A 23,203-nucleotide genomic window follows, 5' to 3' on the forward strand; every position below is an offset into this window, starting at 1 on the left:
CGATCTCGAATCTTTCATATTAGTGACATTAGTGAATGGTGATGAGACCGTTTGCAATGGCATATTTCGTCAGCTGAGCAGCGGACCGCATACCAAGCTGTCTCATGATCCGTGTCTTGTGAAACTCAACAGTCTTGGTCGATAGGTTCAGCACCGCCGCGACTTCCTTGATGGACTTGCCTTCGGCCACGAGCTGCAGCACTTCCCGTTGGCGCAGGCTGAGGGTATGCGAGAAACCTCCCTCCTCTGCCTCGCTTTCAGTGGGGAGCGGATGCATCGCTTGCTCGACTACGCTTTGCGGGACGATGGGGGAGATATAAGTATTGCCTTTGAGCACCTCCTTGATGGCCTGTACCAGCTCATCTCCGACCGACTGCTTGAGCACATAGCCTGACACCCCGATGCGTAACGCTTCCATCACATAACTCGACTCCGAGTGCATCGTGAGAACGATAACTTTGACGGATGGGTGGTGCTTCCGGATTTGACGAGACGCGTCCAATCCATTGAGCAGCGGTAGGGAAATGTCCACGATCGCGATGTCCGGCGGACATTCCTCGATGGCTTTCAGCAGCGCTCGGCCGTCCGAAAGGATGCCTAAAAGGGCAAATTCAGGCTCTAACAGTTTCTGAAGGCCTTCCGCGACAAGGACGTGATCATCCGCCAGTAGGATGGTTGGACGTGTATTCATTGCTGTACCTCATCGATGATGGTTTGACGCTTCACAGAAGCTATGCGGTCGATGTTCAAGGGACTCTCCTAGATGAATGAAAAAGATAAGATTGCTACAGTGCAATCATGATATCGATTGATTGTCGGATCACAGATCTGCAACAGCCCAGGCACAATCCGGGACCCGATCCTGATCCGGATCCTATCCCCCCGGATCCCAATCCGTTTCCGTCACCACAACCCCCATTACCGCCCCCATGTCCTGCACCTGTACCGCCGGCTCGCCCCCCAATTCCAGAAATCCGGACGGAGACCGGCATCGGTGACCAGGGAAACCGGTATCAGGATGCCATACATCATACAGTGTTGGGTCACAGTTGTTGAAGGGAGGACGAGATGCGATATTTCATCCTTTGGCTATTAGGGGTACCAGTCAGTGTGCTGGTCCTCTTGTACGTATTCGGAATTTTATAAGAAAGCGGTGATTGATGTATGAGAACCCACGCCCGGTCTTTTCGGAAAACGCCCACCGTCACTCTCCCTTATATCCTGGCACGACTGCGGATGAACTCCCGATCACTGAAGGGGTTCGTCCAGACCGCTGGATGATCAAGTGCAAACGACACGTTATCGACTTGGTGCTGTCATGGTTTGGCTGCCAGGGCTTGATGAATCATGTCGTACAACTGATCTACCGCGGCTTCTTTCGTGAGGAGGGCCGACGCGCCTGCCTGAGTCATCGCTGCGTAGTTGTCGTGACCCGCGTTCACCGACAATCCAAGAACGATCGTCTGGGGATATCGCGATTTGATAACTGCGGTGGCATCGACCCCATTCATTTTCGGCATATTCAGGTCCATGACGACAACCGAAGGCCGTAAGTGTTCGACATAATCAAGCGATTCCTGCCCGTCGGCCGCCTCACCCACCACTTCGATATCGGAATAGCCCTCCAAAAGGCTGCGTAAACCTTGCCGCACCATCGAGTGATCGTCCACCAACAAAACACGGATGGGTGGCTTCTGATGGGGCACGTCAGTGCTAAATTCAGAACTGCTCGGTGGTGTGGCAAGCTGAGTGTCTGAGGCCGTCGTGCTTGGCTCGTCGCCGGGTGTTAAGCGCGCATCACTATTGCCTGGGGCAAGCACCGGCCCATACAGGTCATGACTTGGTGTGATCAGGGATACCGTCGCGCGATCTGTCGGCGGCTGTAGTTCAACGACCAAGGACCGTGTGTAGTTCAGCGCTTGTATCAGAGCCTGATCGAGATCATTCAGAAGCCCTGCAGCCTTCTTGTCAGGCACCAACGGCGCAGCCTGGCGGAGCTGCATGCGCATCACAATGAGCGATTGAGTCAACTGGTCATGCGGAGCAGGAATCCGATCCTGTGATTGCACATGTTCCCTGGTTTTGATAGTCACAACTTGTTCCAACTTTCCGCTGCCTTACCGATAACGTACATTACCGGGTTTGCTCCGGAAATAGATCCTAGGCAAACCCCTAGTCAGGTGGGAGCAATCGAAAAGCGCGAAAGTCGAACAGTGTCGGCCGGAAGATAGTTCATGATGTGCGTCGCCCGTTACTCAAAAGCCGGTGCTACGCAAGTCGGTTCAGGCGTTCGGTCAGCCTGAGATTTTCCTGATAATCAATGGGACAATCGATCACGGCCGGCACATTCGCCTCGAGGGCTTCGCGAAGAATAGATGGTAACTCCGAGAGATCTGTGACCCGATACCCGGCTGCGCCGAAACTTTGCGCGAAGCGCACAAAGTCGGGATTAGTGAACTCGACGCTCGACGTTCGGCCATACCGTAGCTGTTGCTTCCAACGGATCACGCCGTATCCGTCGTCCCGCCATACAAGGATGACGATCGGCAATTCGAGACGCACCGCCGTTTCCAGCTCTTGCGAATTCATCAGAAACCCTCCGTCGCCGGTGACGGCCACGATCCGACGCTGGGGGAACAGTAATTTGGCGGCGACGGCTCCCGGCACCCCGATCCCCATGGCGGCAAACCCGTTTGAGATGATGCAGGAGTTGGGCGCGTCGCACGGGAACATGCGAGCCATCCAAAGTTTATGGGCGCCGACGTCGCATATCACGACATCATCCGGCCCAAGCGCTGCCCGCAGTTCTCGGATAAGATGTTGTGGACGAATGGGCCATGACGTAGCTTCGGAAAGTTCCGCTTCGAAACCGTCGAGGACGATTGCGCGGGCATCGCGGACCCAGGAGGGATGAAACGTTGCCAGTTTAGACCCGAGCAAGTCCAACGACAGGCGCAGATCTCCTAATACGCCGACTTCGGCAATATAATGTTCGTCCACTTCCGCGGGCGATACATCCATATGCACAATCCGCTTGTCACGACGAGGATTCCAGAAGCAGGGCGCGTATTCTACGAAGTCATAGCCGAGGGCGAGCACGACGTCGGCCTGCTCCATCACGATCGCGGCGTAGTCTCGGATCTGAAGGCCGAGGGTATAGAGCGATAGGGGATCAGTGTCCGGCAGGACGCCCTTGGCCATGAAGGTGTGCAGAACGGGAATTTGGAGTCGTCGCGCAAACCGGCGGACTTCATCGGAGGCTCCTCCACGGATGACGCCGTTCCCTGCAAGGATTACCGGGCGCTTGGCTTCGGCGATAGTTCGAACGGCTCGCGCAACCTGGCTGGGAGCCGGCTCAGGCATGACCGGCGCTTGCACGAAGAGAGGAGCGACGGCACCGGTGTTCGCAATGTGTTCGTCGGCCACATCCTCAGGCAACTCGAGATGGGTCGGGCCCGGCTTCTCGGTTTGGGCGATCTTGAACGCTTTGCGAACTGCTTCGGGAGTGACCTCGGGTTTCGAGATGGAGGTGCTCCATTTGGTCACGGGTTTGAACATCGACATCACATCGATGTACTGATGGGATTCCTTGTGACGCCGGTTCAATGACGCCTGCCCGGTGATGGCCACCAAAGGCGCTCGATCCAGGAACGCATCCCCGATCCCGGTCGTGAGATTCGTGGCACCTGGTCCCAGCGTTGAAAGGCAGACACCGGCCTTCCCACTGATCCGCCCATAGACATCCGCCATGAACGCGGCCCCTTGTTCGTGCCGAGTTGCAATCACCCGGATCGACGAATCGGTGAGTGCATCCAGCAGTCCGAGGGTCTCTTCGCCAGGGATGGTGAACAAGAACCGGACCCCTTCATTCTCGAGACACCTTACGAGTAACTCGGCCACGGTCATGTAGACTCCTGAATTCTTGTTATGCGATGGCGCCAATTCGGACTGCATCGAAGTTGCGCTTTTGTCGATTGAAATGGGACTAGGGTCTAGCCTAGTTCCCTTCCACTCCGACAGAAACCAATGACGATCTCGCCAGATTGGCAGGCTCGGGATTCTCCCAGTATCGAATGGACGAGCGGAAGCATAGATTGAGCTCGTCATGAGACAAGTCCGGACGTTGGCGATGATTATGGCGGGCGGCAAGGGCGAGCGCCTTATGCCGCTCACCTCGGTACGCACGAAGCCGGCCATTCCCTTTGGAGGTAAGTATCGAATCATCGACTTTGTCCTCAGCAACATGCTCAATTCCGGCATTACCGCAAACTATGTGCTTGTCCAATATCGTTCGCAATCGCTGATCGAACATCTCCGCGAGTCCTGGCGCATCGCCGGACGGATCAGAGATCATTTTATTACCGTTGTGCCTCCTCAGATGCGCGCGCGCGGAGGATGGTACGAGGGCACTGCCGATGCGGTGTATCACAATCTCAACTTGATCGCGGACTTTCGGCCCGATGTGGTGGCGGTATTCGGGGCCGACCATATCTATCGGATGGATGTTTCGCAAATGATCCAATTTCATCGGGACTGCGGAGCGGAGGTGACGGTGGCGGCGTTGCCCGTGCCTATCGGACAAGCGTCCCAATTCGGCATCATCGAGGTCGATGCGAATAACCGAATGATCGGATTCGAGGAGAAACCCCATCGTGCGAAGCCTCTTTCGGGGCAACCGACGATGGCGCTGTCCTCGATGGGCAACTATATTTTCGACACGTCGGTTTTGTTGCGCACACTCGAACGAGATGCCGCCCAGTCCGGAGGCCACGACTTCGGCCGGAATATCATTCCCGACCTCATCGGACGCCAAAAAGTCTATGTCTATGACTTTCTGCGGAATGAGGTGCCGGGACTTCGGTCCTACGAAGAAAAAGGGTATTGGCGTGATGTCGGAACCATCGATGCCTACTGGCAGGCGAATATGGACCTCTTGGGGCAAACGCCGCGGTTTGATTTGCGGAACAAAGAGTGGCCGATTCTCGCTGCGGGATATGACGGACCGTCCGCGTCGGTGGTGCAAACCCGTGCCGACGAATCAATGATCGGAGAAGGAAGCCAAATCGTGGATGCCCAGATCAAACGGTCGGTCATTGGACGTGGGGTCCGCATTGAGCCCGGAGCATTCTTGGACGAATGCGTCATCATGGACGGGGTCCATATCGGAGCGCAGGTACGGCTGTCCCGGGTGATTGCGGATCGCTTCAGCAGCATCCCTGCCGAAAGCGATATCGATCATCGCGAGGCATCTCACGTTCCGGGTTGTCATGTTTCCCCGACAGGCCTCGTCGTCATTCCGCGCAACACAACCGTATCGGCAAGAGCGATGCAGCCTCTCGCATGACACGACGAGGGTCATGATGCCAGACCTTCCCGTGCTCGCCACGTACCGACTTCAACTCAACGGAGAATTCGGATTCCGGCACGCCCGATCCGTGACGTCATACCTGAACGATCTAGGGATTACCCATTGCTACAGTTCCTCATTACTGGCCGCCGTGCCCGGCAGCACGCACGGGTATGACATCATCGATCCGTCGCGCTTGAATCCCGAACTTGGGACTGAGGAGGATTTTCGTAACTGGAGCGTAGATCTCCGAGCGCTGGGCATGGGACTGATCCTGGACGTCGTGCCGAATCATATGGGTATCGCCCAAGCGTTGAATCGAAGATGGTACGACGTGCTGGAAAATGGGCCGGCGTCCCGTCATGCGCGCGTGTTCGATATCGATTGGCACCCGCTCAAAAAAGAGCTCAAGAATAAGGTTCTGCTGCCCATCCTACCGGACCAATATGGAAAGGTGCTTGAGCGGGAGCACATTACGTTAGCCTATGACGATGAACACCTGGTGGTCCGATGTGGTGCATGCCGTCTGCCCTTGGCGCCCCGGACATGGGGGAAGGTGCTGGCATACAGGCTCGATCAGTGGGTGCAGGAGCATAGCCAAACCGACCATGGCGAGGCGGTCATGGAGTTGCAGAGCATTTTGACGGCTATTCGCAATCTTCCGGGAATCGATGACACCAGCGAGCCGAAGCTTGAAGAGCGTGAACGCGAGACAGGGGTTATCCGTAAACGTCTGGCCACCTTGATGCGGGATAGTCCGGTTGTCACCGCATTTGTAGGGGAAAACATCCGCCTCTTCAATGGCACGCGGGGAATACCCCAGAGCTTTGACTTGCTCGATGAACTGTTGAATGAACAGGCCTACCGATTGGCTTCGTGGGAAGTCGCATCCGAGGAAATCAACTATCGGCGGTTCTTCGACATCAACGAGTTGGCCGCCATTCGCATGGAAGAAGCCTCGGTCTTCCATGATTCGCATCAGATGGTGTTTCAGCTCCTACGGGATGGAATCGTGGTTGGCCTGCGCATCGACCATGTCGATGGGCTCTATGATCCACAGGTGTATTTGGAGCAGCTCCAATCCTGGGCCCGCCGCGAATGGGGGCACGAGGCGACGCACCTTCCGCTCTTTATCGTCGTCGAAAAGATCCTGGCGAATGATGAAACGCTGTCCGAGGCTTGGCCTGTGGAGGGCACGACCGGATACGAGTTTCTCAATACCATCAATGGCCTGTTCATCAACCAGGCGCATGAGCGGGCGTTCACCGACCTCTATCACCGGATGACCGGGCGGCGGCAAAGTTACGCCGAAATGGCCTATGAAGCGAAACAGCTGATCATGCGGGCTTCCATGGCGAGCGAGGTCAACGTCCTCGGCCATCAGCTCAACGTAATCTCGGAGCGGGATCGAGGATCGAGAGACTTCACGCTTAACAGTTTGACGAACGCGATCCGGGAAATCATCGCCAGCTTCCCGGTCTATCGCACCTATGTGAGGGAAGGAGCCCAGCCGGTGAGCGAGCGGGATCGGGTATGCATCCAGAAGGCCGTGGCTCACGCCAAACGCCGCAATCCCGTTAGCGGAAGCGAGGTATTCGACTTCATTCGCGAGTTGCTGCTGAAGCAGCATGACCTCTGCGTGCGGGACAGCGACGAAGTCACGCGTTTCATCATGAAATTTCAGCAGGCGACCAGCCCGGTGACGGCCAAAGGCATCGAAGACACGGCGTTCTATCGTTACAATCGCTTTCTATCGCTCAATGAGGTCGGAGGCGAGCCGCAGCAATTCGGTCTTTCTCCGGACCACTTCCATCGCCGAATGACCGAGCGACACGCCAGATGGCCCAAGGCACTGTCCGCCACGGCCACGCATGACACGAAGCGGGGCGAGGATGCCCGAGCACGGCTGAATGTCCTGTCGGAAATTCCGGACCAATGGAAAGCGAAAGTGAACCGGTGGGCAAAATGGAATGCCAGGCATCGCATCGAAGTCGACGGCGAGGCAGTCCCGGATGCCAACGACGAATATCTGTTCTATCAAACCTGCATGGGAGTGTGGCCGCCCGGTGAAATGACGGAGCATGAGCACGGTGATCTGTGTCGCCGGATCGAACAGTACATGGAGAAGGCCACACGTGAAGCAAAAGTCCACACGAGCTGGGTCAATCCGAATAAGGCCTACGAGGAGGGCGTGCGCCGATTTGTACAAACCGTATTGTCCCCCGGCCACACCAACAAATTTCTCCCTGATTTTCTCGGATTCAAAGAGCAGGTGACGCGCGCGGGGTTCATCAATTCGCTTGCGCAAACGACGATCAAGCTGGCCGCACCCGGCACTCCGGATTTTTACCAAGGAAGTGAACTTTGGGATTGGAATCTGGTCGATCCGGACAATCGACGACCCGTCGACTATGCGCTTCGAGGAAAATTGCTGGAGGAGCTGCATGCCATCCGATTCCGGAACGACCGTGCGGAATTGGTACGCGGACTCATGGATCATGCCAATGACGGCCGCATCAAGCTGTACCTGATCTTGATGGGTCTTCATTGCCGGCGGATACATCCTGAGGTGTTTGTGCATGGTCGATATGTCCCGCTCGAGTCAGAAGGGCCTGCTGCAAATCATCTCGTGGCGTTTGTGCGTCATCATGGAATGAAGATGGTGATGGCGGTGGTGCCGCGGCTCAACTCTATGCGGCTGGCTGAATCAGCCGATTCGGTATGGGGTGAAACCTGCATCGTCATGCCTCCGGAGTGGAGACCCCAGCAGCTCCAGGAACTTCTCAGCGGTCGTTCGATTGATTCCGTGCGCAAGGGAGACCGCTTCGTGGTGCGTGCCGCGGATCTATTCGCTGTCTGTCCTGTAGGGTTACTGGAGGGGGATCTACCGGAACCATCCCAATTGGGCTCGCAGTAACGCCATATGCTAGGGCGTTACCGAGTGGCCCTTCTGAACGGACTTGCTAGAGTCATTGCCATATGAGGAGTTGGAGGTACACGTGACGGCTCAAGAAGAGACGCGCTCGTCGAGGAACGGACTGTTCGGACTTCTCATGGGTCTGGTGGGAGATGTGCGGACTTTGATCCGTCAAGAACTTCAGCTCATGCGGGATGAGTTCCATGCGGAGACCAAAAAGGCTTGCCAGGCGGCAGTTTCGATCGGGGTTGGAATAGGCTTGACCCTCATCGGCGGTATATTCGCGCTCATTATGATCGTTCATATGCTGCATCAATTCGCCAATCTTCCATTGTGGGCCTGCTATGGAGCGATCGGGATCGTCCTCTTAGCCGTCGGCGCGCTGCTTCTGGTCAATGCCACGCAAGCATTACAGAATTTCAATTTAATTCCGCGCCGAACCCTCCATTCACTGAAGGAAGACGCTCAATGTATCAAAGATCACATACCGTCGAACAAGATCTAAAGGACATCGCCCAAACACGCCTCGAGATCAGCCGTAAAATGCATTTGCTCGACGAGGAAATACGGGCGCAGCTCCAGGGGATAAAAGTGACGTCGTCCGGTATCGCGGCGATCGCTGCAGAAATTGCCAAGGACGTCGGATATACGACTGCGAGAATGTTGAATCCTGCGCGGCAGCTGGATAGGCGGCCTTTGGCTGTCCTCGCAGGAGTGGTTCTGTTCGGTTATGCCATCAGCATGTTGGAGAAGAGATTGCGGAGGCCGAAAGTCTATCCCTACTATCCTCCGGAAACGCAGGGAGTACCGATTATGCCCTCGGAATCGAAAGAGGGTGAAAAGGTGAAATCCGGCGTCTATCCGTATTTCCCGGAGCGTAGGGGCCGGTCTTCATTTCCAGCAGACGCCTGGGATGAAATCAAGAATAGTTTGCAAACCGAGATCCGGCACTCACAAAAAGCCGTCATGTACAGTCTTCGTGCATTTGCTCGGAATGCGGCCAAACAGATCGTCCCGGCGCTCCTCGGCTCTCTGCAGCCGAGGTCTCGAATATCCCGCCGATAGGTCAGCGAGGCACATGATGTCACGAGTTCTGTGGAAAGGCGCGATCAGTTTTGGACTGGTCCATATTCCCGTCGGGCTGTACTCAGCCGAACAGCGGAACAGCTTCGACCTGACCTTGTTGGATCGCCGCGATATGAAACCTGTCGGATTCAAGCGATACAACAAAGAGACGGAAGAGGAAGTGCCCTGGGATCAAATCGTGAAAGGCTATGAGTATGAAAAGGACCGGTATGTCGTGCTGACGGATGAAGATTTTCGACGGGCCAACATCGAGGCCACGCAGACGGTGGACATTTTGCGCTTTGTCGACGAACAAGAGATCGCTCCGATGTACTTCGAGACGCCCTACTACTTGGCGCCCGAACGGCGCGGAGAAAAAGGCTACGCTCTCCTGCGGCAAACGTTGAAACAGACACGCAAGGTCGGGATCGCCAATGTCGTGATCCGTACGCGCCAATACGTGGCGGCGCTGCTTCCGGTGGACGACATGATCGTGCTGAATACGCTTCGCTATGCCAATGAGGTTAAGCCGGCCGAGAAATTGGACGAGCTGCCGAAAAGTCTCAAAACCGTCGGAGTGACGTCCAGAGAAACCGACATGGCCATGAAACTCGTCGAAGAAATGACGGGAGATTGGAATCCAAGAGACTATCACGATAGCTATCATGAAGACCTGCTCAAGCTGATCGACAAGCGGATCAAGGCAGGACAGACCGAAGTCATCACCGCTACGGAGGGCGAAGAAACAGAGGAAGAGCCGAAGCGCGGAGACGTCGTGGATTTGATGGCGTTGCTCAAACGAAGCGTACAGAATAAAGCGAAAGGACGTGAGTCTTCCTCCGGTCATCAACGAGCAAGGCCGCACACGGTTCGACCTCGACGTAAGACGGCCTAAGACGCCCATCCGCTCCATCAGGATCTCATCATTGAGGTCTTTGGGGAGTAGCCCGTAGCCCAAACCTCTCCTTTTCAACGGAACTCACTTAGGAACTGCGTGTTCTTCCGCATCGAGATGTGAAGATCCCTGGGCGATGATAGGAAGACGCCCACTTCCACACAGAGAACTCTGCCTAGGGAATCTGCTAGTTTTCCGATTTGGGGGGTTACTAGACTCTCTGTGACCAGTAAGCTGGCATCCCTTTATCCGATGCAAGACAGACCATTTGACCCTCAGAACATCAGTTTTCTCGCCGGCGGCGGCGAGATGGGCGCGCGGATGCGCGCCTTCGATTTCTCTACGACGCCATTGGGGCCTGTTTCGGCCTGGCCACAAAGCTTGCGCTCGGCCGTGAGTATCTGCCTGAACAGCCGCTTTCCCATCGTCCTTTATTGGGGCAAAGAATTTGTCTCGCTCTACAACGATGCCTATATTTCTATTTGGGGAGAAAAGCATCCCTGGGCGCTCGGTAAACCGTTTGAAGTGGCCTGGGCCGACATCTGGGACGCATTGGGGCCCGTGCTCAAAGGTGTCATGGAGACCGGGATTCCTTCCTGGTCCGACGATCAACTGCTCGTCATGCAGAGGCATGGCTATGTAGAAGAGACCTATTTCACCTTTTCCTTCGGGGCCGGTCGCAACGAACAAGGAGAGGTTGCCGGTATTTTTTGCGCCGTGGCCGAGACAACGCAGCGCGTGCTGCATGAACGCCGTCTCGCCGTCCTGAGAGAGCTGACCGGTGCTGCGAAAAGTCCTCAGGAGGCGGCTACGCTGGCTGCTCAGATCCTCGACGGACAGGCCGACATTCCGTTTGCATTGGTATATCTGTTGGAGCAAGAGGGCCGAACTGCGCGGCTCGCCGCCCACACGGGAATTCCGTCCAACAGTTGTGCTGCGCCGCCGGTCGTGGATATTGCCACCGACGATGCCGGTGCCTGGCCGTTGGCGCTGGCCATCACGGCCGGCGCGCCGACGATTGTGACGGACTTGGCCCGGCGATTCGCCCCGCTGCCGGGCCGACCATGGCCTGAACCTGCGCATACCGCCATCGTGTGGCCTCTTCAAAAATCAGGACAATCGGAGTCGGCGGGGCTGCTCATCCTCGGAGTCAGCCCGCGACGACGGCTTGATGAGTCGTATCAGCGGTATTTCGAACTGGTCGCGGGCCACGTCGCAACCATGCTCGCCAACGGCCGCGCCTACGAAGATGAGAAGAATCGCGCCGAAGCATTGGCCGAGATCGACCGCGCCAAGACCGCATTCTTTTCGAACGTGAGCCACGAATTGCGCACGCCGCTCACGCTGATGCTCGGACCACTGGAAGATTTGAAAGCGCGGTTTGGCCGATCAACGTCCTCGCTCGACGCCTCGCAGTATCAACAGATCGATTTGGTTCATCGCAACGGGCTGCGTCTTCTCAAACTGGTAAACACCCTGCTGGATTTTTCGCGGATCGAGGCCGGCCGGGCGCAGGTGGTGTATGAAGAGACAGAGCTCGCCGCGTTCACGACCGACCTCGCGAGCGTATTTCGCTCCACCATCGAGAAGGCCGGTTTATCGCTGATTGTCGATTGTCCTCCCCTGCCTGAGCCCGTGTTTGTGGATCGCGACATGTGGGAAAAGATCGTCTTGAATCTGTTGTCCAATGCCTTCAAGTTCACGTTCAGCGGCGAGATCGAGATTGCGCTGCGACCAAGCGGAAAACATGTGGAACTTTCCATTCGCGATACAGGAACAGGCATTCCGGACGACCAACTCGGAAAGATCTTCGAGCGGTTCCATCGCGTCTCCGGCTCACAAGGCCGTACCCACGAAGGCACGGGCATCGGTCTGGCTCTCGTTCAGGAGCTGGCGCAACTTCATGGCGGCTCCGTCTCAGTAGACAGCGCCTATGGGAAGGGGAGCACGTTCAGAGTGTTCATTCCCCTAGGCAAGAGCCATCTACCGTACAAACATATCGGCGCCGCTCGAGGCAAGACATCGACGGCTATGGGCGCTACGCCCTTCGTGGAAGAAGCTGCGCGTTGGCTGCCATCCGAGGAAGTTTCTGAGTCAGGAAGTCAGAATGCTGAGCTCTCGATCGGGTCTGACTTCTCTCACTCATCACTCACCGCTCGTTCGCGCGTCCTCCTGGCCGACGACAATGCCGACATGCGGGAGTACGTGAGCCGATTGCTGCGTAGCCGATTCGAAGTACAAACGGTTGCCGATGGACAGGCCGCATTGGACGCGGCGCGTGCCAATCCGCCGGAGGTGGTCCTTACCGACATTATGATGCCTCGGCTGGATGGCTTCGGTTTGCTCCGTGCGTTGCGTGATGATCCAGCGACCAAGACCATTCCGGTCATTCTGCTGTCGGCGAGAGCCGGCGAGGAATCCCGTGTTGAGGGTTTAGAGCAGGGCGCGGACGACTATCTCATCAAACCGTTTAGCGCCCGCGAATTGCTGGCGCGCGTCGAGACGCATGTGAAAATGGCTCGCATGCGGCGGCAAGCCATGGCCTTGCTTCACGAGAGTGAAGTTCGTTTTCGCAATTTCGCTGATACCGCGCCGGCCATGCTGTGGGTCACCGAGTCCGATGGGGCCTGCTCGTTTCTCTCGCGCGTGTGGTACGAATATACGGGACAAACCGAAGCGGAAGGACTCGGAGTCGGCTGGTTGAAAGCCGTACATCCTGATGATCGTAAAGAATCCGGGCGCATCTTTCTGGACGCGATTCGGAGGCATGTGCCGTTCACCTTGGATTATCGGCTGCGCCGGGCCGATGGCGAATACCGCTGGTGCATCGATACCGGCCGGCCGCGCTTCGATGATCAGGGTACGTTTCTTGGTTACGTCGGCTCGGTCATGGACATCACCGAACGGAAGCTCGTCGAAGAGGAGTTCCATCGGTTGAATAACGAGCTGGAGACCCGTGTACGGGAACGGACGCAAGAGCTGTGGACCTCACAAGAACGGCTGCGGGCACTGGCCACGGAATTGAACCTTACCGAACAACGAGAACGGAAACGGGTGGCGGCTGAACTCCACGACCATCTGCAGCAGACGTTGGTGCTGGGCAAATTGAAAGTGGGACAAGGCAAACGGGTTGCGGCCGGGATACCGGCTGTGGCGAAGATTTTGGACGAAACGGACGCCGTTTTTTCCGATGCGCTGCAATACACCCGAACTCTCGTGGCGGAACTGAGCCCTCCGGTGCTGCGCGATAATGGGCTTGTGGCCGGCCTGAAGTGGCTGGGTGAATCCATGCGAGAGAAGCATGGCATCGCGGTGACTGTCACCATGTCTGATGACAGTCGCCTCCGGCTTCCGGAAGACCAGACCCTGCTCATGTTCCAGTCAGTGCGCGAACTGCTGATCAATTCCTGGAAGTATGCCGGGACGGGAGCAGTGGCCGTTTCACTCGAGCACAGCGACGGAGTACTGAGGATTACGGTCAGCGACAATGGCCCGGGGTTCGATCTTGCTGCGGCTCTTGCTGGTACATCGAGCGGCGCTGTCTCGTCAAAGTTCGGACTGTTCAGTATCCGAGAACGTATGAAAGCACTTGGTGGAAGCTTTGAGGTCCACTCGGGTGCAGGGCAGGGTACCAAGGCGACCCTCGTGCTGCCGCTCATCTACAAAGACATTGAAGGGCGTCCGGTCCTGAATGCCCAGGCAAGCAGAAAAGAACTCATAGGGCAGCAGAAGTACGCGCATGATTCAGCGCGTCATGAGGGGCCATCTATTCGTGTGCTTCTCGTCGACGACCATAAGATGGTGCGTCAGGGGTTGAGAACTATCTTGGAAGGATATGCCGACATTAACGTAGTCGGCGAAGCGATCAATGGAGAAGAGGCCGTCGCGTTGGTCGATCAGCTTTATCCGGACGTGGTGGTGATGGATCTCAACATGCCGAAGATGAATGGGATCGAAGCGACGCGGCTCATCAAAGCGTCCCATACTCAGGTCCAAATAGTGGGCCTTTCGGTCAATATGGATGGAGAGGCGCATGCTGCTGTAACGGTGGCCGGAGCCCATGCCTTGCTGACGAAAGAGGCGGCCGCGGACCAGCTGTATGACGCTATCCATCAGGCGCATATGACCTTGAATAAGACATGAAGGAGCTAACCCCGGACAGCCAGGGGGAGATTTTGACAAAACGGTCTGGGTGGGGCGGTTATGGCGGTCGTTGATCGATCGCGGTAGGAGGGGATAGAAATAGCTCCGCTCTCTTTCGAAACGGAGCTTTTCAGAACCTACAATCTTTACCTTGGAGTCATAACGTTTCCGTTATGTGTTCACAATGTTTCCATCGCAAGTTCTGATCTTACTGTAGTACGCTGTATGTCTTGTTGATACTGGGTCATGCCCTGGAACGTTTACTCTAGAAACCCCAGCCTAGCCACGTAAGCTGGGGATTACCCTAGTTTTATTCCGTCTCTCAGTCGACTACAACGCCAGTGCCGCGATTTTGGAGGTAGAGCTGTGCACGCTTCAATACGCCATTCATCCCCACCTCGCCATAGAGGAGGAGCAGAATGTCCATGGTGAATCGCTCACTCGTTAAGGAAGATCTGGACCCGAAAGTCCTTTTGCAGGTCTTGAAGTCCGTGAGAAGAGGAGATTTCACGGCTCAGGTGCCCGTTGAGTGGACAGGGATCGGCGGTAAGATAGCCGACGAACTGAACGCCATCATTGAGCATAACGGAAAAATCATCGACGAGATCAAGCGAGTCAGTCATGTCGTCGGTAAAAAGGGACGACTTTCCGAACGTGTGTCTATTCCTGACGCGACCGGTGCGTGGAAGTTGGAGATCGAAGCCTTCAACGGGCTGATCAATGACCTTGTTCGCCCCATGAATGAAATGGCGCGCGTGATCGGTGGTGTGGCAAAGGGAGATCTGACACAAACTGTCGCGTTAGAAACGGAAGATCATCATCTTAAAGGGGAATTCCTCAAGACCGCCAGAACCGTCAATGAAATGGTCCGTCAGCTCGATGCCTTCGCCGCGGAAGTCACCCGAGTGGCGCGGGAGGTCGGCACAGAAGGGAAATTGGGCGGACAGGCGGTGGTGCCGGGTGTCGCCGGGACCTGGAAGGACCTGACGGAAAACGTCAATTCCATGGCGAGCAATCTGACGAACCAGGTGCGGAATATCGCGGACGTCACGATCGCGGTGGCCAGCGGCGACCTGTCGAAAAAAATCACAGCCGACGTGCGGGGGGAGATCCTTCAGCTCAAAGAAGCGATCAACACGATGGTGGACCAGTTGCGGAGCTTCGGGGCGGAAGTCACCCGAGTGGCGCGCGAGGTCGGCACAGAAGGGAAATTGGGCGGACAGGCGGTGGTGCCGGGTGTCGCCGGGACCTGGAAGGACTTGACCGACAGTGTCAATGCCATGGCCAGCAACCTCACCGGTCAAGTGCGGAATATTGCGGACGTCACCACGGCGGTGGCGAACGGCGACCTGTCGAAAAAAATCACCGTCGATGTGCGCGGGGAAATTCTTCAGCTCAAGGACACGATCAACACGATGGTGGACCAGTTGCGGAGCTTCGCCGCGGAAGTCACGCGGGTGGCGCGCGAGGTCGGCACAGAAGGGAAATTGGGCGGACAGGCGACCGTGCCCGGCGTCGCCGGCACGTGGAAGGACTTGACGGAAAACGTCAATTCGATGGCGAGCAATCTGACGAACCAGGTGCGGAACATTGCGGACGTCACCACGGCGGTGGCGAACGGCGACCTGTCGAAAAAAATCACGGCCGACGTGCGGGGGGAGATCCTTCAGCTCAAAGAAGCGATCAACACGATGGTGGACCAGTTGCGGAGCTTCGGGGCGGAAGTCACCCGAGTGGCGCGCGAGGTCGGCACAGAAGGCAAATTGGGCGGACAGGCGGTCGTGCCGGGGGTCGCCGGGACTTGGAAGGACTTGACCGACAGCGTCAATTCGATGGCGAGCAATCTGACCGGCCAGGTGCGGAACATCGCCGATGTGACGATTGCCGTGGCGAACGGGGACCTGTCGAAAAAAATCACCGTCGACGTCCATGGCGAGATCTTGCAATTGAAAGAAGCGATCAACACGATGGTGGATCAGCTGCGCAGCTTCGCCGCGGAAGTCACCCGGGTGGCACGGGAAGTCGGTACGGAAGGCAAATTGGGCGGGCAGGCACAAGTGAGCGATGTGAGTGGTGTCTGGAAGGATCTGACCGACAGCGTCAATTCGATGGCCAGCAACCTCACCGGTCAGGTGCGGAACATCGCCGAGGTGACAATTGCCGTGGCGAAGGGCGACCTGTCGAAAAAGATCACCGTCGACGTACACGGGGAAATTCTTCAGCTCAAGGACACGATCAACACGATGGTGGATCAGCTGCGCAGCTTCGCGGCCGAAGTCACGCGGGTGGCGCGGGAGGTCGGCACAGAGGGTAAGTTGGGCGGGCAGGCGCAGGTTCGCGACGTGAGCGGTGTGTGGAAGGATTTGACCGAAAGCGTCAATCTGATGGGAGGCAATCTCACCGCGCAGGTCAGAAACATCGCGGATGTGACGATCGCCGTGGCCAATGGCGATTTGTCCAAGAAAATTACGGTCGATGTACGGGGGGAGATTCTCCAGCTCAAAGAAGCGATCAACACAATGGTGGACCAGTTGCGCAGCTTCGCGGCGGAAGTCACCCGGGTGGCGCGCGAGGTCGGCACGGAAGGCAAGTTGGGTGGACAAGCGACCGTTCCCGGCGTGGCCGGCACGTGGAAGGATTTGACCGACGGCGTGAATTCCATGGCCAGCAACCTGACCGGCCAGGTGCGGAACATTGCCGAGGTCACTACCGCTGTGGCCAATGGCGACCTGTCGAAAAAGATCACCGTCGACGTGCGTGGGGAAATTCTTCAGCTCAAGGACACCATCAATACAATGGTGGACCAATTGAACGCCTTCGCCGCGGAAGTCACGCGGGTGGCGCGGGAGGTCGGCACGGAAGGCAAGTTGGGCGGACAAGCGACCGTTCCCGGCGTGGCCGGCACGTGGAAGGATTTGACCGACAGCGTGAATTCCATGGCCAGCAATCTGACCGGCCAGGTGCGGAACATCGCTGAGGTCACATTTGCCGTGGCCAGCGGCGACCTGTCGAAAAAGATCACGGCCGACGTGCGAGGGGAAATCCTCCAACTTAAAGAAGCAATCAACACGATGGTCGATCAGTTGCGGAGCTTCGGAGCGGAAGTGACTCGTGTTGCCAGGGAAGTCGGGACAGAAGGCAAGTTGGGCGGTCAGGCGGTGGTGCCGGGCGTGGCCGGGACCTGGAAGGACTTGACCGATAACGTCAACGCGATGGCCAGCAACCTGACCGTGCAGCTGAGGGACATGTCCAAAGTCGCGACGGCGATCGCCAACGGCGACCTGACCCGCAAGGTCACGGTCGAGGTGCGGGGAGAAATTCTGCAGATCAAGGACGTCATCAATCGCATGGTCGACCAGCTTGGCGGATTCGCATCGGAAGTCACGCGGGTGGCGCGCGAGGTCGGCACGGAAGGCAAGTTGGGCGGGCAAGCGGCTGTTCCCGGCGTGGCCGGCACGTGGAAGGACTTAACGGAAAGCGTCAACCTTCTGGCCGCCAACCTGACGACGCAGGTCCGAGCCATTGCGGAAGTCGCAACTGCGGTGACTCAAGGAGACCTCAGTCGGTCCATCCAAGTTCAAGCCCGTGGAGAAGTGGCGGAGTTGAAGGACAATATCAACGCGATGATTCGGACGCTGCGCGCCACCACCGATCAAAATACGGAGCAAGATTGGCTGAAAACCAATTTGGCCAAGTTTACCCGCATGATGCAAGGACAACGGGATCTGGTGACGGTCGGGCAGATGTTATTGTCGGAGTTGACTCAATTGGTGAACGCCCAGTACGGCGTCGTGTATCAGATGCAAACAATAGACGGCGCGTCGGTGCTGAAACCGTTGGCGAGTTTCGCGTCCGATCGCCCGCTCAAATCGGTGTGCGATACCTCTGAGGGGAATGGGCTGGTGGGCCAGTGCGCCGTGGAAAAGCGCCGGTTACTGTTGACGGACATTCCTCCGAACTACGTGACCATCCGTTCCGGGTTGGGGGAGGCGGTACCACGGACGTTGGTCGTGTTGCCCGTCTTGTTCGAAGGACAGACCAAGGCGGTGATCGAGTTGGCGTCCCTTTCGGAGTTTACGCCGACCCACCTGGCGCTGATCGGACAATTGACGGAGACCATCGGGGTGGTCGTGAATACGATCGAAGCCACGATGAGGACCGAGGGACTGTTGCAACAATCGCAAAAATTGGCGGGTGAGCTGCAAACGCAGCAGCGCGAGTTGCAGCAAACCAACGAAGAGTTGGCCAATAAGGCACAACAGTTGGCGGAGCAGAACGCCGAAGTGGAGCGCAAGAATCGGGAGATTGAACAAGCCAGGCACGCGCTGGAAGAAAAAGCGGGCGAACTCGCTCTCGCCTCGAAGTATAAGTCGGAGTTTCTCGCCAATATGTCGCATGAACTGAGAACACCCCTCAACAGCATCCTCATCCTGGCGCAGCAGCTCGGCGACAATCCTCAGCACAATCTCACGATGAAGCAGGTGGAATTTTCAAAGAATATCCATGCGGCCGGCGCCGATTTGCTCAACCTCATCAGTGACATTCTCGACCTCTCGAAGATCGAATCGGGCACCGTCACGGTGGAGCCCGAACAGGTGTCGTTCGTGAAAGTTCGCGAAGCCGTGGAGCGGAGCTTCCGGCACGTGGCGGAGTCCCGGCATTTGGCGTTCAATGTGGACATCGACTCCACACTACCGCGGGGTATGGTCACCGATTTCAAACGGTTGCAGCAGGTGTTGAAGAATCTGCTGTCCAATGCGTTCAAATTCACTTCGCAGGGGAATGTGACCTTCCGAATCAGGCGGGCGACAACGGGGTGGACCCTTGACCATCATATTCTCACGAGCGTTCCTTCCGTGCTCGCATTCGAGGTGCAAGACACCGGCATCGGTATCCCCCAAGAAAAACAAAAGATCGTCTTTGAGGCCTTTCAACAAGCCGAAGCCGGGACAAGCCGGCGGTATGGAGGCACCGGTCTCGGTCTTGCGATCAGCCGAGAATTGGCCATGCTCCTTGGGGGTGAAATTAGACTCAACAGTGTGCCCGATGAAGGCAGCACATTTACGTTGTACCTGCCGGAAATGTACATGGGAGACGCGGTGAGTTCAGTCCGTGTGACTCCCCGAATGAATCAACCGGCCGCTTCGCTGGTCCAGCAAGTCTTGGTCCAACAGGCTGAGCGATTCGACGACATCCCCGATGACCGCGAAACCCTGGTGCCCGGCGAACCGACCATCCTGATCGTAGAAGACGACGCCCACTATGCGAGAGTCTTGCTCGGTTTGGCCCGTGAGAAAGGCTTCAAGGGAATCGTCACCGCGCACGGACGGTTGGCGCTCTCGTTAGCGCGCCAGTACAACCCGGTCGCCGTCACGCTCGATATCTTCCTTCCCGACATGTTGGGGTGGACGGTGCTGAGCCATCTGAAACAGGATCCGGAGACGCGACATATCCCGGTTCAGATTCTGAGTGTCGAGGAAGAGCGGATACACGGCCTGGGCCATGGCGCGTATGCCTATATTCTGAAACCGCTCACGACTCAAGGCTTGGGGGATGCGTTCGATCGATTGGTGACATTTGCGCAATTGCGCCGCAAGAAATTGTTGCTCGTGGAGGACAATGAGATCGAACGGCAGAGTTTGGCGCTGCTCCTCGGACATGACGATGTGGATATCGCAACCGCTGCCAATGGAGCTCAGGCATGGGAGGCGCTCACCCAGCAATCGTTCGACTGCGTTGTGCTCGATTTACGGCTACCGGACATGTCGGGATTCGATATCCTTGAGCGCATCCGCCAAGAATCTTCATTGCAGAATATGCCGGTCATCGTATTTACCGGGAAGGAACTGACCCAGGATGAAGAACTGCGGCTTCGAGATCTCTCCCAAAGCATCGTGCTCAAAGGCGTTCAGTCGCCTGAACGGCTGTTGGACGAAGCGACGCTCTTTCTGCATCTCCTCACGGCACAATTGCCGCCTGAAAAGAGGGAGATGCTCGAACGGGTCCGCCGGAGCGACGACTCCCTCATTGGAAAAAAGATTTTAGTCGTGGATGACGATGTGCGGAACATTTTCGCCCTAACGAGTCTGCTCGAGTTGCACGGCATGGCGGTCACGAGTTGTGAAACGGGTCGGGAGGCCATCCAACGCGTCGAATCGGATTCCGATCTCGACATGGTGCTCATGGATATCATGATGCCTGAAATGGACGGCTATGAAACCATGCGCACGATACGAAGCAATCCTGCACATCGATTGCTCCCGATCCTGGCCTTGACGGCGAAGGCCATGAAGGGAGATCGGGAGCGCTGCCTGCACGCGGGAGCCTCCGATTACATCGCCAAGCCGGTCAACACGGACGAGCTGTTGTCGCTCATGCGCATTTGGCTCTTTGGAAAGAAAAAAGTGGTGCGCTGACACCCGTGTGTGAGGCACCGGTAAACTGATCCATGAAAACGACCAAACCGACTGGGGATGTGCCCGACGTCACGGCGCTGACGGAGATCCCCGCTAATATTCTTCTCGTCGATGACGACCCCAGCATCCTGATCGCCATGGAAGCGCTTCTTGAAGGCCCCGGCCGCACCATCCTGACGGCACAAACGGGCCAAGATGCCTTGAGATGGCTGCTACGTCATGATTGTGCCGTCATTATTCTTGATGTGCGGATGCCTCAGATGGATGGTTTGGAATTGGCCAAGTTGATCAGGCAGCGGGAGCGGTTGCGTTTCACGCCCATCATCTTTCTCTCGGGCGTCGACACCATGGATGCGGATGTGGTGCGAGGACTCTCAAGCGGGGCCGTGGACTATTTGGTCAAACCGGTCTTGCCCGAGATTCTTCGGCACAAAGTGGACGCGTTCGTCGAGTTGTTTCAGCTCCGTGAATGGGCCAAACAACAGGTCGAGCGGCAGAGCGAGGAACGCTTTCGCCTGTTGGTCGAGGGAATAGAGGATTACGCAATTGTCCTGCTGGACCCAGACGGCAAGGTGGCCACCTGGAATCGGGGGGCCGAGCGCCTGACGGGCTATCAAGGGGAAGAGATTCTTGGTCAGCCGTACTCTTGCTTTTATCCGTCCGAAGATGTCGTCTCGCGTCAACCTGAGAACGACTTGAATAAGGCGATGGATGTGGTGACGGGACAAGCGGCGCGGGTGGATATCGATCGCCAAATGGTAAAAAAAAGCGGCTCGCGGTTCATCGCGAATGTCATGGTGACCGCCCTCAGGGACGAACGAGCGGCATTGCAGGCCTATGCCGTCGTCATCCGCGACGTGACGGAACGCAAACGCGCCGAGCAGGCTACGGCCCGCCTCGCTGCGATCGTCACGTCTTCTACCGATGCCATCCTCAGCAAGAGTCTCGACGGCATCATCACCACCTGGAACAGCGGTGCCGAACGGTTGTTCGGGTACCGATCGGAAGAAGTGATCGGGACTTCGGTGACCCGATTGCTCTTTCCTGATCGTGCCCAGGAGGAGGCTCAAATTCTGGACAGTATTCGCCGAGGCGAACGTGTCGAACAACGCGAAACCGTGCGCAGGCACAAGAACGGGCATCCGATCGAGGTCTCGCTGACGGTGTCGCCGATTATGGATGCGTCGGGGACGATTTTCGGCGCATCGTCCATCGCGCGCGATATCAAGGATCGGAAGCGGTTCGAGCGTGCGCTGCGTGAGGCCAACAAGGAATTGGAAGCGTTCAGCTATTCCGTCTCACACGACCTGCGCGCGCCGTTACGGTCAATCGATGGTTTCGCCAAAGTGCTGGTTGAAGATTTCGGTCCGTCATTGCCTTCGGAAGCACAACGATGTCTGGGCATCATTCAAAAAAGTGCCGGTCGCATGGGCGAGTTGATCGACGATCTCCTGGAGTTTTCACGGGTCTCGCGGTCCGAGCTTGAACGACATGCGGTGGATACTGAGCGTCTCATTCGAGAGGTCTGGTTTGACTTGCGCCGGCCGGATCAAGATCGGACCGTGGAATTGATCTTGGGAAATTTGCCGAAATGTTGGGCCGATCGCCGACTGATCAAGCAGGTCTGGGTCAATCTTCTCTCCAATGCCTTGAAGTATTCCCGCCCGCGCCAGGAACCCCGCATCGAGATCGGATGGCAGGACGACGAACAGCAGCCAGATGACGTGGTGTATTGGATTCGCGACAATGGCGTTGGATTCGATCAGCAATATGTGGGCAAGCTATTCGGTGTCTTTCAACGGCTGCATCGGGCTGATGAATTTGAGGGGACGGGTGTGGGGCTAGCGCTCGTAGACCGGATCGTTCAGCGCCACGGAGGACGGGTCTGGGCTGAAGGACGGCTGAACGAGGGAGCGACGTTTTATTTCACGCTTGAAAGGGTACAGGAACATGATAGTACCGGAAGACATCTCGGTCTTGTTGGTCGAGGATAACGAGGATGACGTCGAGCTGACCATACGGGTATTTCAGCAGTATCATCTCGCCAACCATATCCATGTGGTTCGCGACGGCGCAGAAGCTCTGGACTGTCTGTTCAAGAAGGGTGCCTATGCCGAGCGCAATGTATGCGCGCAAACGCGCTTGATTCTCTTGGACCTCAAACTGCCGAAAGTCGATGGATTGGAAGTCCTCCGCCGCTGTAAGAGCGAAGAGCGGACGAAATCCATTCCCGTCGTCGTGCTGACTTCCTCGCGTGAAGAGCAGGACGTGATCGAAAGTTACAAGTTGGGCGTCAATAGCTATATCGTGAAGCCGGTGGACTTTCATCAATTCGTCGAGGCGGTGAGGCAGCTGAATCTATACTGGTTGGTCTTGAATCAGGGGCCGGCGTAAATTTAAGAAAGCTTTGAACCGGCCTG

At 56.8% G+C, this 23,203-nt stretch carries 12 protein-coding genes; 9 read left to right on the plus strand and 3 right to left on the minus strand.

Annotated elements, in window-relative coordinates; all coding sequences use genetic code 11:
• Nucleotides 1-28 precede the first annotated feature (28 nt).
• The 3 genes from H8K03_00265 to H8K03_00275 all read right to left on the minus strand — a co-directional run bounded on the left by H8K03_00265 (nt 29) and on the right by H8K03_00275 (nt 3,906).
• Nucleotides 29-691, minus strand: a complete 663-nt coding sequence (locus tag H8K03_00265) for a response regulator transcription factor (protein ID UVT20399.1) — start codon at nt 689-691, stop codon at nt 29-31.
• 625 nt (nt 692-1,316) lie between these two features.
• Complete coding sequence (locus H8K03_00270; protein ID UVT20400.1) at nt 1,317-2,093, minus strand: response regulator; 777 nt, start codon at nt 2,091-2,093, stop codon at nt 1,317-1,319.
• 175 nt (nt 2,094-2,268) lie between these two features.
• Entirely contained in the window at nt 2,269-3,906 is a 1,638-nt protein-coding gene (locus H8K03_00275; GenBank protein ID UVT20401.1) for an acetolactate synthase large subunit, read from the minus strand.
• 199 nt (nt 3,907-4,105) lie between these two features.
• Between H8K03_00275 and glgC the strand changes: the two genes are divergently transcribed.
• From glgC to H8K03_00320, 9 genes are all read left to right on the plus strand, one after another.
• Complete coding sequence (glgC, locus tag H8K03_00280) at nt 4,106-5,344, plus strand: glucose-1-phosphate adenylyltransferase (protein UVT20402.1); 1,239 nt, start codon at nt 4,106-4,108, stop codon at nt 5,342-5,344.
• A gap of 13 nt (nt 5,345-5,357) precedes the next feature.
• Entirely contained in the window at nt 5,358-8,264 is a 2,907-nt protein-coding gene (gene treY / locus H8K03_00285) for a malto-oligosyltrehalose synthase (protein ID UVT20403.1), read from the plus strand.
• 82 nt (nt 8,265-8,346) lie between these two features.
• Entirely contained in the window at nt 8,347-8,769 is a 423-nt protein-coding gene (locus H8K03_00290; protein UVT20404.1) for a phage holin family protein, read from the plus strand.
• Complete coding sequence (locus H8K03_00295) at nt 8,733-9,329, plus strand: hypothetical protein (protein UVT20405.1); 597 nt, start codon at nt 8,733-8,735, stop codon at nt 9,327-9,329. Before H8K03_00290 ends, H8K03_00295 begins: the two co-directional genes overlap by 37 nt.
• A gap of 16 nt (nt 9,330-9,345) precedes the next feature.
• Entirely contained in the window at nt 9,346-10,224 is an 879-nt protein-coding gene (locus tag H8K03_00300) for a Ku protein (GenBank protein ID UVT22326.1), read from the plus strand.
• Between the two features lie 222 nt (nt 10,225-10,446).
• Complete coding sequence (locus tag H8K03_00305) at nt 10,447-14,367, plus strand: response regulator (protein UVT20406.1); 3,921 nt, start codon at nt 10,447-10,449, stop codon at nt 14,365-14,367.
• Between the two features lie 419 nt (nt 14,368-14,786).
• Complete coding sequence (locus tag H8K03_00310; GenBank protein UVT20407.1) at nt 14,787-20,783, plus strand: HAMP domain-containing protein; 5,997 nt, start codon at nt 14,787-14,789, stop codon at nt 20,781-20,783.
• Nucleotides 20,784-20,815: 32 nt separating this feature from the next.
• Nucleotides 20,816-22,777, plus strand: coding sequence for a PAS domain S-box protein (locus tag H8K03_00315; protein ID UVT20408.1), 1,962 nt, complete (start codon nt 20,816-20,818; stop codon nt 22,775-22,777).
• Nucleotides 22,734-23,177: a response regulator gene (locus H8K03_00320; GenBank protein UVT20409.1), complete on the plus strand. Its 444-nt coding sequence runs from the start codon at nt 22,734-22,736 to the stop codon at nt 23,175-23,177. Before H8K03_00315 ends, H8K03_00320 begins: the two co-directional genes overlap by 44 nt.
• Nucleotides 23,178-23,203: the final 26 nt, after the last annotated feature.

Origin of the sequence: Nitrospira sp. (genome assembly GCA_024760545.1) — a bacterium.
GTDB lineage: Bacteria > Nitrospirota > Nitrospiria > Nitrospirales > Nitrospiraceae > Nitrospira_D.